The 18,234-nt window shown below is 39.3% G+C and carries 18 protein-coding genes; all 18 read right to left on the bottom strand.

The genetic code is table 11. The features are described 5' to 3' along the window. Window positions 1-70: 70 nt before the first annotated feature. The gene (locus AC1Q59_RS01145) at window positions 71-868 is read right to left on the bottom strand and encodes an IclR family transcriptional regulator (RefSeq protein ID WP_492363930.1); all 798 of its coding nucleotides are present in this window, start codon (window positions 866-868) and stop codon (window positions 71-73) included. Window positions 869-1,043: 175 nt separating this feature from the next. Continuing rightward, window positions 1,044-1,787 carry a nickel pincer cofactor biosynthesis protein LarB gene (gene larB / locus AC1Q59_RS01140; protein ID WP_492364316.1) on the bottom strand — a complete coding sequence of 248 codons (744 nt, stop codon included), beginning with the start codon at window positions 1,785-1,787 and terminating at the stop codon, window positions 1,044-1,046. Window positions 1,788-1,810: 23 nt separating this feature from the next. Further along, window positions 1,811-2,596, bottom strand: a complete 786-nt coding sequence (locus tag AC1Q59_RS01135; RefSeq protein ID WP_492363929.1) for an SDR family oxidoreductase — start codon at window positions 2,594-2,596, stop codon at window positions 1,811-1,813. 31 nt (window positions 2,597-2,627) lie between these two features. After that, window positions 2,628-3,797, bottom strand: a complete 1,170-nt coding sequence (locus tag AC1Q59_RS01130; RefSeq protein WP_492363928.1) for a UxaA family hydrolase — start codon at window positions 3,795-3,797, stop codon at window positions 2,628-2,630. Continuing rightward, window positions 3,798-4,097, bottom strand: coding sequence for a UxaA family hydrolase (locus AC1Q59_RS01125; protein ID WP_492363927.1), 300 nt, complete (start codon window positions 4,095-4,097; stop codon window positions 3,798-3,800). Between the two features lie 16 nt (window positions 4,098-4,113). Continuing rightward, a complete protein-coding gene (locus AC1Q59_RS01120) occupies window positions 4,114-5,382 on the bottom strand; it encodes a nickel pincer cofactor-dependent isomerase, group 22 (RefSeq protein WP_492363926.1) in 1,269 nt (422 codons plus the stop codon). 226 nt (window positions 5,383-5,608) lie between these two features. Beyond that, a complete protein-coding gene (locus AC1Q59_RS01115) occupies window positions 5,609-6,796 on the bottom strand; it encodes a CaiB/BaiF CoA transferase family protein (RefSeq protein WP_492363925.1) in 1,188 nt (395 codons plus the stop codon). Window positions 6,797-6,880: 84 nt separating this feature from the next. Continuing rightward, entirely contained in the window at window positions 6,881-7,630 is a 750-nt protein-coding gene (locus tag AC1Q59_RS01110) for an SDR family NAD(P)-dependent oxidoreductase (protein WP_492363924.1), read from the bottom strand. A 54-nt stretch (window positions 7,631-7,684) separates the two neighbouring features. Further along, complete coding sequence (locus AC1Q59_RS01105; RefSeq protein ID WP_492363923.1) at window positions 7,685-9,658, bottom strand: TRAP transporter permease; 1,974 nt, start codon at window positions 9,656-9,658, stop codon at window positions 7,685-7,687. Window positions 9,659-9,688: 30 nt separating this feature from the next. Continuing rightward, entirely contained in the window at window positions 9,689-10,090 is a 402-nt protein-coding gene (locus tag AC1Q59_RS01100) for a PaaI family thioesterase (RefSeq protein ID WP_492363922.1), read from the bottom strand. A 139-nt stretch (window positions 10,091-10,229) separates the two neighbouring features. After that, on the bottom strand, window positions 10,230-11,030 hold the full coding sequence (locus AC1Q59_RS01095) for an enoyl-CoA hydratase/isomerase family protein (protein ID WP_492363921.1): 801 nt from the start codon (window positions 11,028-11,030) through the stop codon (window positions 10,230-10,232). Between the two features lie 163 nt (window positions 11,031-11,193). Then, window positions 11,194-12,141 (bottom strand): hydroxyacid dehydrogenase, encoded by a 948-nt coding sequence (locus AC1Q59_RS01090; protein WP_492363920.1) that lies wholly within the window; start codon window positions 12,139-12,141, stop codon window positions 11,194-11,196. A gap of 140 nt (window positions 12,142-12,281) precedes the next feature. Further along, window positions 12,282-12,848 carry a thiamine pyrophosphate-dependent enzyme gene (locus AC1Q59_RS01085; RefSeq protein ID WP_492363919.1) on the bottom strand — a complete coding sequence of 189 codons (567 nt, stop codon included), beginning with the start codon at window positions 12,846-12,848 and terminating at the stop codon, window positions 12,282-12,284. Then, a complete protein-coding gene (locus AC1Q59_RS01080) occupies window positions 12,845-13,369 on the bottom strand; it encodes a thiamine pyrophosphate-binding protein (RefSeq protein ID WP_492363918.1) in 525 nt (174 codons plus the stop codon). Before AC1Q59_RS01080 ends, AC1Q59_RS01085 begins: the two co-directional genes overlap by 4 nt. Before the next feature lie 14 nt (window positions 13,370-13,383). Then, the gene (locus AC1Q59_RS01075) at window positions 13,384-14,154 is read right to left on the bottom strand and encodes an RraA family protein (RefSeq protein WP_492363917.1); all 771 of its coding nucleotides are present in this window, start codon (window positions 14,152-14,154) and stop codon (window positions 13,384-13,386) included. A 75-nt stretch (window positions 14,155-14,229) separates the two neighbouring features. Continuing rightward, complete coding sequence (locus AC1Q59_RS01070; RefSeq protein WP_492363916.1) at window positions 14,230-15,276, bottom strand: TAXI family TRAP transporter solute-binding subunit; 1,047 nt, start codon at window positions 15,274-15,276, stop codon at window positions 14,230-14,232. A gap of 128 nt (window positions 15,277-15,404) precedes the next feature. Further along, window positions 15,405-16,811, bottom strand: a complete 1,407-nt coding sequence (locus tag AC1Q59_RS01065) for a hypothetical protein (RefSeq protein ID WP_492363915.1) — start codon at window positions 16,809-16,811, stop codon at window positions 15,405-15,407. Between the two features lie 48 nt (window positions 16,812-16,859). Continuing rightward, complete coding sequence (locus AC1Q59_RS01060) at window positions 16,860-18,077, bottom strand: acyl-CoA dehydrogenase family protein (protein WP_492363914.1); 1,218 nt, start codon at window positions 18,075-18,077, stop codon at window positions 16,860-16,862. Window positions 18,078-18,234 lie beyond the last annotated feature (157 nt).

Raw genomic sequence — 18,234 nt, 5'->3', positions numbered from 1 at the left:
TACCTCCCATTGCATTTAGTAGTTTTTATATCAACAATTTCAAGGAGCTGTATCTGTCCTTAGAAATATGCTACTGCCTTTCTAGTACCCTATTTGATTGATTTAAGCGATTTGAAAGTTCTGTTGTTTTCGAAATGATCAATTTAATCAATTGATCAAGATTAAATTCTTCTGCTCTGACTGTTGGAATCACAATTGAAATCCCTGCTGCCGCTTGCCCCGCCGGATAAAAGACAGGAGCGCTTAATGAAAAGGTTCCCTTCACACGTTCACCATAGCTTATTGCATAACCTCTAGAGCGAATATCCTGCAGTTCATCTTTTATCTGATTAATTTCAGTGATGGTGTTTGAAGTAATCGCTTCCATTTTGATCCCGCTAAGGTACTTGTCAATCTCTTCTTCGCTAAGGTAAGCAAGCAGAATTTTGGCGGATGCTCCTGCATATAATGGTGATTCGTGTCCAACTAATGTCAGTGCGGAAAGTGCTTGTTTGCTTTCACAGCTGCCAATGCAGCGCCGCTTATTGTTGTAAATCATATTTAATGTGACTGCTTCGCCTGTCTCGTCTCTGATAGATTGCATAACCGGCAATGCGGCATTTAAAAGGCTGGATTCTTTTTGGACAAGTGATCCTAGAAAATATAGCTCCAGACCAAGCTGATACTTTTTCGAGTATTCGTCCTTTTGCAGGAATCCCTCATAGACCAGTGTGGCTAAAATGCGCTGTAAGGCAGGTTTTGAGATCCCGGTCATATCATTTAACTCAGTCAAGGTTAGTGAGCTTTTTTCGTTTGAAAAGGATTTCAAAATGCCTATGGCCCTGTGGACGGACTGAATTGAATAATTTTTATCTAGTCGATTATTCAACTTCATCCCCTCTCTTTCGGCACATTTATAAATATCGTTATACGATAACGAATATCTATATGCGATAATTTCTAATTCCATTATAATTTGAAATGTTGGAAAAAATCAATAAATAATTGTGAAAATTCCGCATAAAAAGAAAAAACTGGCCGAAGCCAGTTTAGAAGTTCATTATTTAATTAACCATCCGGTGGATCAGCCCTGCATTATATCCCCCGCCAAATCCATTATCAATATTTACGACACTGATCCCAGATGCACAGGAATTAATCATTGATAAAAGCGCTGCAAGTCCGCCAAAATTTGCACCATAACCTACACTTGTTGGGACAGCTATGACTGGTTTTGAGACCAGACCGCCAACAGCACTTGGCAATGCCCCCTCCATACCAGCTACAACAACAGAAACCGTCGCCCCCTGAATCACATCAAGTTTATTCAGCAGGCGATGGATGCCTGCAACCCCCACATCAAGGACTCTTTCAACAGCACAGCCCATCGCTTGGAGCGTGACAGCTGCTTCTTCAGAGACCGGTAAATCAGAAGTCCCTGCACATACGACTGCACAATAGCCGGAATACAATAGCTCCGGTTCATCCGGATGCTTCCAAAATATTGTTCGTGCCGTTTTATTGTAGGTTAGTTCTGGGAAATGCTCGAGAATATTTGATGCTTTATCCTCCGATACACGAGTGGCTAATATTCTTTTTGTTTGATTATTTATCAGCGCCTGAATAATTTGTATAATATGTTCACTTGTTTTCCCTTCACCAAATATCACTTCAGGGAAGCCCTGTCTTTTTTCACGGTGAAGGTCCAGTGTAGCAAAGCCCAGATCTTCAAAGGTTTTGAGCTGGGCTTTCGCATCTGAAATGTCCATTTGGCCATTCTTAACTTTTGTTAATACTTCCTCTAAGATGTCAGTTCTATGATTTTTCATTGTTAGATTGATTTCACCATTCCGCCATCGACTAATAGAGAAGATCCAGTGACAAATGAGCTTGCACCAGAAGCTAAGAAAGTAACAACTTTTGCAAACTCCTCAGGCTTGCCGTAGCGTCCTAATGGAATGGCTGACTTGGATTGCGCTTCGATTTCTTCTTTCGTTTTTCCTTGATTATCAGCTTTTAATTGATCAAGGTATGCGGTACGGTCAGTGGCAATTCTGCCAGGAGCTACTGTGTTCACCAAAATATTGTAAGGTGCAAGTTCCTCAGCTAGACTTTTCGCTAAGCCAACAATGCCTAAACGGAAAGTATTTGATAAAATAAGGCCTGGAATTGGAATTTTTATGGATGAAGAAGCAATATTAATGATGCGTCCGCCCTCTTTTTTCAGATCTGGCAACGCTGCCCGAATAATGCGTACATAGCTTAATAGATTCAATTCAAAGGCTTTTTGCCAGTCTTCATCAGAGAACTTATCAAAACCTCCTCCAGGAGGTCCTCCAGCATTATTTACAAGAATATCAATCTTTCCTAATTCATCATTTGTTCTTTGAATAAGAGCCTCGATTTCTTCAGGCTTTGTAATATCACAGCGGAAATAGGATACCTTGCCTTCACTCTTGGCTTGAATTTCTTCTTTTACTTCGCGCAATTTATCTTCATTTCGGCTAGTAAGCATCACATTGACGCCTTCTTTTGCTAAATCTTCTGCAATGGCCTTTCCCAGCCCTTGACTTGATGCGATTACTAATGCGACTTTTCCTTTTAAATTAAGTTCCATTTCAAAACTTCCTCTCTAGAATATTGTTTAGCTACGGCAAGCGTGTGACACAGAATTGCTCATCATGGCCAAGTACTTCTGATTTTACATACTTACCTGAGGCTACATCAAGGATTTCGCGATAGATTTCCTCTCCCATTTCCTCCAGCGTTTTTTCCCCAGTCAGTACTTGACCGGCATTGATGTCAATATTTTCGCGCATTTTTTGGTAAGTCTTTGGGTTTCCTGTAATTTTTATTACAGGAATCCCCGGGAATCCAGTAGGTGTTCCTCTTCCTGTAGGAAAAAGAATCATTTGGGCCCCCGCAGCTACCTCACCGGTTGAAACTTCACCATCATGGCCAGGTGAATCAAGTAAAAATAGTCCCTTTTTGTCCGGCTGGTGGCCATATTTAATGACACCGCTGAATGGCGCGCTGCCTGATTTTTTCATACTGCCTAAAGACTTTTCGACAACACTTGATAATCCTCCTGCATAATTCCCAGTTGAAATTAGATGAGTTCGGTCTTTATTGCTGGAATTTTGTGTTTGTCTTCTTAGTTTTTCCTCAGTAAGATTGATCGTTTCCCTAATATCTCTTGCCACCTCATCGTTAATAGCTCTTCTGGCTAAAATATCTTCGGTGCCAATTAATTCAGTGATTTCACTTAGGATGGATGACCCGCCTTGGGCAACGAGCTTGTCGGAGGCTATGCCCAGAGCTGGGTTTGCAATAAGCCCTGAGGTCATGTCAGAGCCCCCGCAGTTTAATCCTATCATAAGTTCACTAACTGGTACTTCTTCTCTGATCTGCCGGGAAGCAATCTGCTGCATTTCTCTGGCAATCTTGCTGCCTTTTTGGATAGCAGCCAAGGAATCCCCTTCCTGCTGAATCACGACAGTCTCAAGCATCTTATTTGAAGGCGCAATACCGTCGGCTAATTCATAGGGCGAGAATCTTTCGCAGCCTAGACCTACTACAACCACTCCAGCAAAATTCGGATTTTTTCCAATGGCAATCAAAGTTTTTGCTGTAACCTCTAAATCCTCTCCCACTTGACTGCAGCCAACAGGGTGTCTGAAATACACACTTCCTGGAACTTGATAGGCAATCCTTTCAGCAACTTTTGCAGAACAAAAAACAGACGGAATGATGGCAATCTGGTTCCTGATCCCAACAGCGCCGTTTTTTCTGCGGTATCCCATGAAAGTATCTGTCATTTATTTCATCCCCCTGTCACAGTACATATTATGGTTATGAATATAGCCGCCCTTTTGGACAGGCTCCTTCATTTTGCCGATTTCCTCTCCGTACTTCAAGACGCATTCATTTTCACCAATATCCCTTAAGGCAATTTTATGGCCAAAAGCAATATCCTCTAATGCCTGGATTGTTTCTTCCTGATTATTAAAACGAATACGTACAAGATCACCTTGTTTAAGATCGGTTAGGGCGACTGCCACATTATCATTACTGTCTATCATGAGGGCTGTTTTTTGCAGAAGGTCTGTACTTTCCATTTGAAGCCTCCTCTAATTAGATATATTGATGAACTGTTAATTTCTTGGAAATATTTCCGCTTTCATCAAATGTCAATTCATGGGCTGCTTTAATAGAAAATTTCCTGTCAGTTTTATTGAGCTCGTCCATAGCGGCCTTATTTAAAAATACACGGCTTAGATGAAGTGTATTTGGGATTTGAACGATTTTAATAGAGTTCTTATCTATTTTTGGACCAAGGCTGGAAATCGCTGTTTCAATCGCTTCTTTTTCTGTATTAAAAATCATCGGAAGCATTGCCCTGCGTAAAGTAGTCGCAGTAAGCGCATTTGTATAGGTTGATTTCCGATCCATCTTATCTACTAATTTTTGCGTTGTGAAATCAGCAAGCCCGATTCCTTGAGCATTTCCAAATGATTGTTCATTAAGATCTAAAATGGCAATTCTGGAGATTGCAGGGCTTTGAGGTTCCGGAATTCCATCTAATCTCCACCTTCCAATAATATTGGGATCCATTCCCGTACCGCTAAAACGTTTCCCCATTTCCTCAACGATTAATATATCGATGTTTTCAAGCGGAAGGCTTGGCATCATTGATTTTGAAAGCTTTAATAGCTCCTCTTCTTTGTCATGCCATTTTTCTTTTGGTACCCCGACAATATTTGCAGTTTCATCAAACCCATTTTCAATAATGGCAAGTCCCATTAATATTTTGCTGTTCTGGAGTGCAAAAGCTGATACGTCTTCAATGTTTTCAGCCATTTTAAGGGCCCCATCGCTATGTACAAATGATGCCCCTTTAATCTTGCCAAGTCCAATGGTTATCATTTTACTTAAACCGCTTTCTACCCTTCCCCGAAATGAGGTATGAGCCTTAACACGGTTAATAACTAAGATCCCGTCTGCATGAAAGGCATTTTTATCCATGTACACAGGCTGTCCCTTATCTGTAGTGCCAAGCAGCGCTACATCCATGGAGGAACGAATTTCTGCTCCAATGCTCTCTTCGGTAATGCCTAAATGCTTTAGAACCTCAATTTGGCCCTCTGCTGTTGCACCGCCGTGACTTCCCATGGCAGGCACGATGAAGGGATGGTAGCCTAAATCTCTCAAGCAATTAACTGATTCCCTTAATATTTCAACAATATTGGAAATGCCTCTGCTTCCAGCTGTGATGGCGATTTCTGCATTTGCGTGAAGGGTCTGAGGGTTAATAAATTTTTTAATTTCATCTTGTACAGCCGTTTTGATATCTGATATTTTGCCATCAGGAAACTGCTGTTCTATTTCAATCATTTCGAACATCTTTTAAACTCCTTTCAACTGACTACAGAATCTATATTTATGGGTTTAATTATAAAATACTTCTGAAAACTTCACCATTAGTATATTGGAGTTTTTTATAATTTTTTCTCTATTATAGAAAAATTTAATAACCTTATTTTTAAAAATAGCTGCTTAAGGAAAAAAGCAGCTACTGTATAGTGATATTGGCTAATATTTAATGTCGGAAATGGTCTCTAAAAAAATGCTAAATAATTCCTTCCTCTTTCAATCTAGCTATCTCTTCACTATTTAAACCAAGCTCTTTTTCAAGAATTTCATTTGTATGCTCCCCTAAAAGCGGCGGATGACTCTTTGTTTTGATTTCTAGACCAGAAAATCTCATTGGGTTTCTGACAAGCTTGACTTTTCCCAGCTTTGGATGTGAAATCTCTTCCACCGTTTCTCTTGCTTGTACCTGCGGATGAGCAAATACCTGCTCAATATTATTAACTGGACCAACTGGAACACCTGCAGATGATAATTCCTCAAACCATTCGTCAGCGGTTTTTGTTTGAAAAATGTCTTGGATTTTTTGTGTTAGTTCTTCCCTATTTTCAATCCGTTTGTTATTTGTTTGATATCTTTCATCTGTTGTCCATTCCGGGTGGCCCAGCACATCACAAAGTTTCTTATATAAACGGTCATTACCGGCACAGACCATTAATGGCCGATCCTGACAATTAAATACTTGATATGGAACAATATAACTATGGCTGTTGCCGATTCTCTTTGATATGCTGCCTTTGTTTAGATAGCTGCTTGAGACATTCGCCAATGCACTTAATTGAACGTCTAATAATGATAAATCAATATGCTGTCCTTCTCCTGTATGATCCCTTAATCGGATAGCGGAAATAATGCTGATGGCAACATATTGTGAAGTCATAATATCAACAACAGGAAGTCCTACCCTTGTAGGTTCGCCATCTGGAAAACCGGTTACATCCATGAGGCCGCCAATTGCCTGAATAACTGGATCAAATCCTGGTTCCTTGCTGAAAGGCCCAGTTTGGCCATATCCGGTAACGGAGCATAAAATAATTTTTGGGTTTACTTTTTTCAGGTCTTCATAGCCTAGTCCCATCCGCTTTAAAGTGCCTGTTTTGAAGTTTTCTAAAACAACATCTGCGTCCTCTAGCATTTTAAGAAATAATTGTTTGCCAGATTCATGTTTTAAATTGATTGTCATGGATCGTTTGTTTCGATTTGCACACATATAATATGTACTTTCTCCATCAACAAATGGCACCCAATCCCTCATACTATCTGTCCCGCCAGGAGATTCGATGCGAATGACATCTGCCCCCAGGTCGCCAAGCAGCATGGATCCGCCTGGACCGGCGTATACCCTTGACAAGTCTAATACTTTTATATCTTCTAATGGCTGTTTCATTATTTAGTCCTCCTCTAGCAGTCTTGTAAAACTTTTATACCTATGTGGATTTTCGCCCACATAGGTATAATTAAATTTTTCCTATTATCGTCCGCCGCTGACGGTGATGATTTCACCCATCATGTAATTAGCTGCATCTGATGCTAAGAATCCGACAACCTTTCCAATGTCATCTGAATTTCCAGCTCTGCCAATTGGTATTGTAGGGACGATCCGGTCGATTCGTTCCTGTGTTGAAAATTTGTCCTGAAAAGGTGTCAGGATAAATCCTGGAGCAATCCCGTTTACTAGTATCCCATATGGTGCGAATTCCTGTGCCAGCCCAACAGTCATTGTGCTTACCGCACCCTTTGCTGAAGCGTAATGGATGCTTTCTCCTGGCCCCCCTCTTCGTGCAGCAACCGAGGAGATATTAATTACTTTTCCAGACTTCTGCTCAACCATATGTTTAAGAACGGCTTGAGATACTAAGAACATACTCTTGACATTGATGTCATATGTTTTTTGCCAAAGCTCCTCTTCAATTTCTAAGAAAGGACTTCTTTTGACAGCAGCGCCAGCATTGTTGACAAGTACATCGATGCGTCCAAATGCATCAACTGCCTGATTAACCATGCCTTCAACCTGTTCCTTGCTTGTTAAATCGGCTTTAATAAGTAGACATTCGCCCCCTGCTGATTCAACAAGTCTCTTGGTTTCCTCTGCCCCTTCACTATTTGAGAGGTAGTTTGCAACAATGTTATAGCCTTGTTCTGCTAGTACTCTTGCAGAGGACTGACCTATTCCCGAACTTGCGCCAGTAATAAGCGCCACTAGTTTTTGTTGGTTTACCATTACACTTCTCCTTTTTTAAATATTCAGACTCATAAGATTGCAGTATATTATTCGTTATCCTGAGATTTTACTTGTTGAATCGTTTATTTCAGATCCAGCTTTAGATTTAACACCGGTCATTCTTTGCCAGATAGCTACAATGGCCAAAATTGCAATGCCAGTGATATCTGTTATTAAACCAGGGTCAATCATAAGAAATGCGGTAACAAGCAATCCAATCCTCTGAATGATATTTGTTTTTGTTAAAAACCACCCCTGCAGTCCAGCTGCCAGACATACAACCCCTATTGTAGCAGTGACCATTGCTAATAGACTGGCCGATACGGTTTCCCCATTAAATAGTAGAACCGGATTGTATAAGAAGAAGAACGGCAGAATAAATCCTGTCAATCCAATCCTGACAGCTTCTATACCAACTTTATTTGGCGAAGCTCCTGATAGACCCGCAGCAGCATATGCAGCTAATGCAACCGGCGGTGTAATATTTGATAGACCTGCATAGAAGAATGCAAACATATGGGCAGCTAATGGCGGTACGCCAAGTTTAACAAGTAATGGTGCAGCAATTGTTGCAACGATGATATAAGCTGCAGTTGCTGGAATCCCCATCCCTAAAATAATACTAATAAACATGGTAAGGAATGCTGCAAGGAATAGATTTTCTCCTGCAATGGATAGAATATTATTTCCTAGCGTTAAACCTAAGCTTGTTAATGAGATTGTCCCGACAACTACACCAACGATGGCACAGGCCATACCAACACCAATGGCACCCTTACTTCCTTCAACAAGTGAATCGATAATAATGCGGGGTGTCATTCTTGTTGATTTGCGCAGCCAGCTGGCAATTACAGTTGCGATCAAAGCAAATACAGCTGCATAAAGCGGTGTTACGCCAGTACTTAATAAAGCGATCAGAACAGCAAGCGGTATAATTAGATGGCCTCTGTCTTTTAATACCTGAACCATGTTCGGAATGTTTTCTTTGGCAATTCCTGTAAGGCCGATTTTCTTTGCTTCAAAATGAACCACCATAAATATCGTTACGTAATATAGCAACGCAGGAATAATAGCAGCAAGCATAATTGTTCGGTATGGAACACCTAAAAACTCTGCCATAATGAAACCTGCTGCACCCATAATCGGCGGTGCAAACTGGCCTCCTGTAGATGCAACGGCTTCTACTGCACCAGCAAATTTAGGATTATACCCTGTTTTCTTCATCAATGGGATTGTAACTGCACCAGTTGTTACAACGTTTGCCACAGCGCTTCCGTTTACCATTCCCATGAATCCGCTTCCAATTACAGCAACCTTAGCAGGTCCGCCGGCAGTCCATCCAGCCAATGATAGGGCAACATCATTGATAAAATCTGTGAAACCGCTATTCTTTAAAAATGCACCAAACAATACGAATAAGAAAATATAAGTAGCTGAAACCCCTAACGCGATCCCGAAAATACCCTGGCTTCCCCAGAACATAATGTCAGTAACACGTTCAAAACTAAATCCAACATGGCCTATAGCACCAGGCAGCATTGGACCAGCAAAGTTATAAATTAAGAACACTGCACAAATAATAGTTAATGCATTACCAACAACACGTCTGCTTGCTTCAAAAGTAACTAACATTCCAAGTGCTGCCATGTAATAATCCATTTCAATATGAATTCCAAATCGTTCTCTTGCAAAAGTATCATACGTTAAAAGTAAGTAACCCATAGATATTAAGGTTAAGAGGATACAGATCATATCCCATACTGTGGGAAGTTTGCGTTTGTTTGCGGATTTCTTAGATGCTGGATAAATTAGAAAGGATAGAATGAGCAGAAAACCTAGATGCCATGCGCGCATTTTAATTGCTTCTAATACACCAAAACTGCTTGTATAAAGCTGGAAGAGTGACCAGATAACTAAAATTCCTGTCACAATTTTTGCAGTCGTGCCAAGATAATCTCTTGTTCTGAATTCGCTGTCATATTGCCTGAGAAGATCTTCTTCAGTTACTTTGTTTGTTGCTTGACTCAAATGAAATTCCTCCTTTAGTGTTGTCGTGTTTTATGTTTTTAATTTATTAACAAATGTACCAGTGGCAAAAGCAATCAATTCATCTTTTTCATTAAATATCTCGCTTTTACAGCTGGTAATTGTTTTCCCGTTTTTGATAACCTCTCCTCTGCCAATTAAAAAGGATCCAGTGGCAGGTCTAATATATTGAATGTTCATTTCTGCAGTCACTGTGAACACATTATCGTCAAGCATAGAGTTAACTGCAGCGGCCATTGATGAATCAAGCAATGTAGCGAGAATGCCGCCATGAACATTTCCAAAATGCTGAAGAAACTCATCTTTAATTTTGAGATAGACTTCAGATTTTCCGTTTTCCGCAAACTTTAGTTCCTCTCCGAGATACTTCCAAACAGGTGCGGATGATAACGTAATTAATCGGTCTGATAACATTTTTTGGTACCACCTTTAATTCATTCGTTTTTTCAATATTACTTTTATATTTTATAATAATTCCAATAGAAAATATATATAATTTTGAAAATTATATATATTTTCTATATTTAATCAATCCTATGTACCCTTTACAGAATTATTTCTTCCTCATTTGTTCCAATAAAGTTTTATATTCGTGAGTATCAGTGACAACGGCCATATGGGAAGAAGCCATGTCAAGGTGATTTCTCAAGCTCATCGTATTGTGGTTTTTTACTAATCTCTTAATCATCCTAATCGCATTCTGCGGCTTGGAGCTTAATAATTTAGCAAAAACGATTGCTTTTTCGAATACTTCTTCAGGAGAGTACACATAATTGACAAGACCGATTTTCAGCGCTTCTTCCGCATTGATTCTTTCGCCAGTCCATAGAAGCTCTAAAGCCTTTGTTTCGCCAACTATCTTAGGCAAAAAGTAGCCGCCGCCATCTCCTGGAACTAAACCGAGGTGAATATATCCTTCTCCTAGTCTTGCTGTGCTTGCGCAAAAACGAATATCGCACATAAGTGCCATATCAAGACCCGCGCCAATGGCGTCTCCATTAATACAGGCAATGACAGGCTTGTCAATTTGCTCCATAAGTAAAGGAATCTTTTGAATGTTTTCCCATAATGCTGCTTTTCGCTTTACAGCGTCGCCCCATAGGTCTTGTTCAGGCTCGCCGATAAAGCCATCACCCTTTGATAGAGCTTTGATATCACCGCCCGCTGAAAATGCCTTTCCTGTTCCAGTAACTATAAGTGCTTTTAAGGTATCATCTTCCTTATATTCCACTAGAGCTTTATACCAATCTTTGATCATTTCATGGCTAAAAGAATTTAAATAATCAGGTCTATTTAACCTAAGAACCGCAATTTCCTCTGTTGCTCTTTCAAAAATGATGTGTTTGTTTTCCATTTTTTTGCACCTCTTTTAAGAATTTTTTCATTAAAAATAAACAGCACATTAAATGTATTCTCTTAGTGTTAATTAGTTCCTGCCAGAATATTTAAAAATCAGATAAAATTTTGCAAAACATTACAAATTTTTTCTACATTCTAGTTCCAGTTGTCGCATCTTCTTACTTTTGCGTTGCTGCATCAACTTCCACACCGAGAAAATCTAAGCACTCTTTTACAACCCTGATTCCCGCACGAGATAAAGCATCTTCAGTTAAACCCGCAATATGAGGGGTAGCAATAAAATTATCAAGCGTAAATAACGGAGAGTCATGGCATGGTTCAACTTCCTGAACATCTAATCCGGCAAACCTTAGGTGTTTATTTTTTAAATAAGTAAATAATGCATCCTCATCGATAATGCCTCCGCGGCCTGCATTCAATAAAACCGAATTAGGCTTCATCTGTTTGATTTCTTCTTCCCCAATCATATGATAGGTTTCTTCTGTAAGCGGTGCATGAATGGTTACGACATCAGACGCCGACAATAATTCCTCTAATGGGACTAGCTTCGCTCCCGCATGATTTGCCTCTTCCTCTGATATGTAAGGATCATAGGTTAGGATATTCATATTAAATCCATTTTTGAGGATTCTGCAGACATTTTTGCCAATATTGCCAAAACCAATAATACCTGCTGTCTTTCCATATATCTCTTGTGCAGATGTGAATCCATGTTTGTTCCATACAGAATCCTTCATTTGTTCATAGGCTAGGAGAATGCATCTCATGCCGCATAATAACAAAGATACGGTGTGCTCCGCTACGGATATGGAGTTTACTCCAGGCAGATTGATAAGTTTAATGCCTTTTGAGGCAATGTAATCCTTATCAAATTGATCAAGTCCAACGGAAGCAATCCCGATGATCTTTAATTTGCCGCTGTCTTCTAAAAGAGGATACTCAATTCTCCCTGTTGCAGGTGTGGCTCTGCCTAGCAGAATATCATAGTTTCCAATCTTATGAGACAAGTCTTCTGGAGATAGATCATGATGTATATCTACTTCGCAGTATTGCTGCAGAAGCTTGATACCATCTTCATGGATACGATCAACAACTAATGCCTTCATTATTTCACTCTCCTTATTGGAATTATCTAATAATTTTTGAAAACTATTAAATATTCGTATTTTACTTTTCTTGTTTTTTCATTTATATTTGACTTAATTATAAGGACTGTATAGGGGTGGTCCCCTATACAGCAGTGAAACTATCTTTTTAAAAACTCTGAGAATTTATATGCTAAAACAGCAGGATCGGCATTAATGAATGGATTTGGGTGATTTTCCTGACTAATTTTGGCATGGATAACAATTGGCCCTTCCGTTTCAAGGGCTTTTTTTACTGCATTTTCAAACTCATCCACCTGATCTGCTTGCAATACCTCTAAATTAAAACCTGCAGCAACTTTAGATATATCAATCTTGCTAGCTAAGGAGCATTGCCCGCCAGTTGAGGCAAAGCATTCATTATCAAACACTATTATCATCCATTTTTTTGGATTTAAATATCCCGCTGAGGCAAGTGAATTTGGGTTCATAAGAATCCCCCCATCACCCTCTATGCCGATACATTTTTTAATTCCCTTTTTTTCTAATGTCAGGCTGACACCAATAGCAACCGATGGAGTCAGACCCATGGTATCTACCATGTATAAATGATTATCCCTTCTTCCAAGGCTTGCCCATTCTCTGGAAGTATTTCCGCATGAAGAAATGACAGGAATATCTTCGGTGTATTTATAAAGTACCTTTAAGGCATCCATTCTTGACATCATTGGTCAGCACCACCCTTTATGTTAAACATGACAATAATCGGACGATGGGTATCCTTTGCATATTTGGCTGCATGCGAAATAGCTGTGCTCCATTCCTTAAGAGGAACACGATAATCAAGCTTAAATGTTTTTACATTTGCGTCATCAAGAATTTGCGGCAACGGCTCGGAAAATAAATTAACAGCAGAGTTAATTTCGCCAAATCCTCCCCGTCTCGTGACTAAAATCAGCATTGGAACATGATAGGCTTGGGCAAAGGTTGTGATTGCAAGGATTGAATTTCCGATGCCGGTGTCCTGGATTAGCATAATTGGCATCTCTCCGCCGAGGCTGATTCCGGCAGCAATACCCACACCGTCTTCCTCCCGGCTGATAGGAAAAGATCTTACTTCTGTTGAATTTTCAAAATGTTCAATGACAGGACCTATTGTACTGCATGGCAGTGTTAATAAATAATCTGGCTTAGCCTCTTCTATACCTTTAATAATTTCTGTGCAGGCCAGATCTCGAAATGATGACATGGTTTTTCCCCTCTCTACCATTTGCTCGGCGGCAGTATTTTGCTTATTTCTTCTATAGAAGCACCTGATTCAAATAACTTAACTACATCATCTTCTTTTTTCACTGCGATGATTGTTTTTTGCAAAACTTCACTGATATGTTCAAATGGAACGACAACGACTCCGCTATCATCCGCGATGATCAGGTCACCAGGATTTACCCGGACACCCGCGATGGAGATCGGACCATTAATTTCCATTGCCTCTACCCGGTATTTTCCTGTAATTGGTGTTTGTCCAGTGCTCCATACTGGGTAATCAAGTTTGCGGATTGTATCTACATCCCTGACACCGCCATCAATGATATTGCCTGCCATTCCCCATTTTTTTGCAACAAGGGTGGATAATCCGCCCATTACGGACACATCTCCTAAACCAGCAGCATCAAAAACAGGAACATCGCCTTCTTCAGCAATGGCATAAACATCGCGGTCCGCTAATTTTGCCCGCTCTTTCTGTTCATGCCCGTAATCTGGCGTGATACTTTCAGGAATATATCGAATTGTCACTGCGGGACCGACAATCTTTTTTCCAGTAATAACTGGACGCAGTCTGCTTGCTGAAATAACCCCTTTAATACCCATTGAATCAAGAACATCGGAAACAGTGGGAGTTAAACCATCTATTTCTAGGAATCTATCAATAATTTCTTTTGAAGGTCGTGGGAATTCTGCTTTTACAATTCTCTCAGGCGGAATTAATCCCATTAATCTGCTGCTGTATTTTTCTAATTCTAAAGTATTCATTGCCAGCACATCCCTCATTTAAAAATGAAGAATATAGCTCTCGAAATAATCGATAGAGCTATATTCGTTTGTTGATTATTTTAAAACTCCGACTTCTTTGTAGTATTTTTCTGCACCTGGGTGAAGTGGAACATCAGATGTTCCTTCAATTGCTTTTTCAATGCTGAACTGATCAACAACAGCGTGTGATCCTTTCATATCTTCAAGACCTTCCCAGAAGGATTTAACAAGCTCATAAGCTACTTCATCTGGCATATCTGTGCTTGCAATCATGAAGTTGTTCTGAGCAACTGTTAATACATCCTCAGGCTGATTTTCGTAAGTATTTGCTTTGATTGTGTATTCCATTGTCCATGGATATTTTTCTTTTAATTTATCAATAGCCTCACTGGAGTAAGATAAAAGCTGTCCATCAGCAGTGGATAACATTTCTGTAACAGCTGATGTTGGCACCCCTGCCATGATCATTGCTGCATCAGTTTGCTTATTTCTCATAAGGTCTGTTGCTTCAGTAAATCCGACAAAGTCCTTGCTTAGCTTCTCGTAATCTACACCGTAAACCTCAAAGGCATGCTGTGCTTCAATTTCAGTCGCACTTCCAGTTGCACCTGGAACGACTTTTTTGCCTGCTGTATCAGCAATGGTTTCAATACCAGAACCTTTTCTTACTACGAAATGGTTAACGTTTGGATACAAACCAGCTAAAATCCTGACATTTTCTACTTTGTTGTCTTTAAATGATGCTTCACCATTGTATGCTTCCCAAAGTGTACCAGTTGGAACTAAGGCAACCTGTGCTTCACCATTTTTGATGAAAACCAAGTTTTGGACACTTCCGTTTGTTGCTTGTGAAGAAGCTTTTACAAAATCAAGCTTTTTGTTCCAGAAATCTGAAAAAATTGCTCCTAATGGATAATAAGTTCCAGTTGTTGTTCCTGTTGCAAACATTAAGTTGTAAGTTTCTGGTTTACCAGAATCAGATCCTGAACTTGAACTTGATCCTTCAGACCCTGACCCAGAGCTTGAACCTGAACTTCCTTCATTTGAAGCACTGTTAGAGCTACATGCAATCAGTGCGATTGACATTAGGGCAACCATAAAAACCCATAGTATTTTTTTCATTTTCTTCTCCCCTTTTTTAAATAAAGTCATAATTGAATAGCGTCTAGTTTAAGGTTTGACCACCCCCTTAAAGGAAATTGACAGCGTTTTCAATAATGAAGCTTAAATATGATCTGAAAAGATCATATTTAAAGTATTTTATTTGTCAAAAAAATGGTGAAAGAAGATAAGAAAATAATGAAAATGGTGTAAATCATATTCAGAAATCCAATTTCAAAAGGTTTTGTTTTAAATAAGCCCGCTGCTATCATATTTGCTGCAGAAACAGGTGAAATAAGAGGTGTAATGCCCCAGCTTATAATTAAGGTTAAAACGAACAGTTCCGGCTTTAATCCAATGGCTTCAGGAGAAATCGTCGTTGCGAAAATAGAGATCGGCAAAACCTGGTGTATAAAAAATGATGCTATAACACAGGTAAACATGATGATTAGGATAGTTAAAATGAGTGAGATCCCGCTTGTTTTTGAAAATAGTGATGAAAGAATCACAGGAAAATCAGACAGCATTACCATCTGTGAAAAAAACGTAGCGGAAATAATCATGATGGATTCTGTATGGACATTTGGTGCAACTTCTTTAAAATAATCTTTTAATGAATGGGCTAATTCCTTCATTTTTTTGATTAAAAGTGACCAAACAAACGTGTAGGCAATCGCAAGGATGGAAATCAAGATGAGTACATTTTGGTCATGAAGCCATTTTTCAAGTAAAAATAATGATAGAAATAAGCCAATAAACGCAACGAATAATTCAATCCCTTTTCTATGGCTGATTTCACTCTGTGCTGGTCTGATATTTCTTCTTGTTTCAATTCCCGAGGCCATTAATGAACTGGTATCCATATCTTTATCTTTTTCTTTAGAAATGTAGAGATAGTTGATAATAATGGATGTCAAATAGCAAATAATGACCATTCCCAAACCATATGGGAGAAATGAGACAAATTTGACCCCCGCAAGGTGCATGATAATGGCGACCCCGGCAAAATAAGGTGACCAGAAGGCTGCAAGAGAAAATCCCTGTACGAGGCTCCTGACAAATATTTTATTTAGATAGCCAAATCGCCCGATGAATAGATCGTACATGACCCTCAATGAACCTAAGTTTAAGAACGAACTCATCACACAGGTGCTTGCGGTAATAAATGCAATTTTGGCGATGCTGCTTTTTAAATACTTTGATACTAGCTGATCAACATACTCTATGTAACCGCCATTTTTTAATGGGTAGGACAGCAATGGAACGGTGATGAATAAGGCAACTAATGCAACATTATTCAAAACTGAGTCAACCCAATATTGTCCGTCGCCTTTACTGAGGAAAAAAATTAGATTTCCAAAAAAGATCAGCAATAGACTCATGTATTTCGGAAAAGCCTTCATGTACGGCAATGAAACCGCGAATGCCAATATGACGAGTGAGATTAGAAACAGGCTAATCGGCAAATCAGTAAACGAATAAATAATATAGGTAAGTGCCAGAGTCAGCAGGATGACTCCCCTGCTCATGGTTATTGCTGGCAATGACTGCTGCATGAATTCACGACCTTAGTTAATGCGTAGAGTCCGTTATTGTTTCGATTTTTATTTAACGGCTTCTAATTCAATATCGCTGGTGAGAGGAAATCTCCTTTTGATTTGGTGTCTGTTAGCATCTTTATAGCCTAAAGCATCGTCTGCAATCAAAATTCTTTGAATATTAGCTGAACCTTCCCCAAAATGAAGCATATTGGCATAGTTGACATATTTCATAATTGGGTATTCATCAGAAATGCCGTTTCCTCCGAATATTTCCAGCGCGCTTCTAGTTGCTTTGGCAGCAACCTCTGATGCAAAGTATTTTGCATAAGAGCTTTCCCTTGTAGCTGTCTCACCTTTGTCTTTTAAATATGCGCTTCTGTATGTTTGCAGTCTTGCGGCATCAGTTTCAACTACCATATCAGCTATCAGGTGCTTAATCATTTGGTAATTTCCAATGGCTTGTCCGCCAACGACTCTTTCATTTGCATATTTAATAGATTCGTCAGCACAGCCTTGAGCAATGCCTACTAATCTTGAGGAAACTGTTAATCTGCCGTAATCAAGTGCGTTCATCGCAATTTTAAAGCCTTCCCCTTCTTTGCCTAGGAGATTTTCTTTAGGAATGCGATAGTCCTCTAAGAATACTTCACAGCTTCTCATCATATGGCCTAGCGCACTAATTTCGATCGGCTTGGCCGTAAAACCAGGTCGATTAGTTTCAATAATAAAAGCAGAAATTCCTTTATGTCCTGCAGACATATCTGTTTTAGCGAATAAGACGCCTACATCTGCTTCATTAGCAAAGGTGATCCATGTTTTTGATCCGTTTATGACGTATTCGTCGCCTTCCAATTTTGCTGTTGTTTTCATTGAGCCTGCTGCATCAGATCCACCGCCTGATTCTGTAAGACCGAACATGCCAATCTTTTTTGCTTTGATTAGATCAGGGACATATTTTTGTATCTGTTCTTCTGTACCCCAATTTAAAATAGTAAATGGACATGTCATGGACTGCATGTTAAATGAGTATCCAAATGCAGGGTGAGCTCTAGAAATTTCCTCTGCAATAATGGAAAGATTCAAAAAGCCCATTTCTGAACCGCCATATTTTTCAGGGAAACATGCCCCGAATAAACCTGCACCTCCCATTTTCCGGAGAATGTCTTTAGGAAATAGTCTGTTTTCCTCATAATATTTGACATTTGGCAGGATTTCCTTTTCGACAAAGCTTCTTACCATATTCCTTACTTGAATATTTTCATTACTTAAATCGAAATTCATATTTGTCTCCTTTTTACTGTTTTAATTTTTGTGACCAAAGGACCAATATTCAGAAATTTTTAAATTGAATTTGTTTTTATAATATTACATTTTCAAATAATTTTCAATAACTTATAGAGAAAATTATTTAAATATTTGAATTAATAAGTGAATATTG

The sequence above is a fragment of the Cytobacillus sp. MT66 genome (assembly GCF_058792595.1).
Note: the sequence above shows the minus strand (reverse complement) of the source record. Positions and strands in the feature narration are given on the sequence as shown.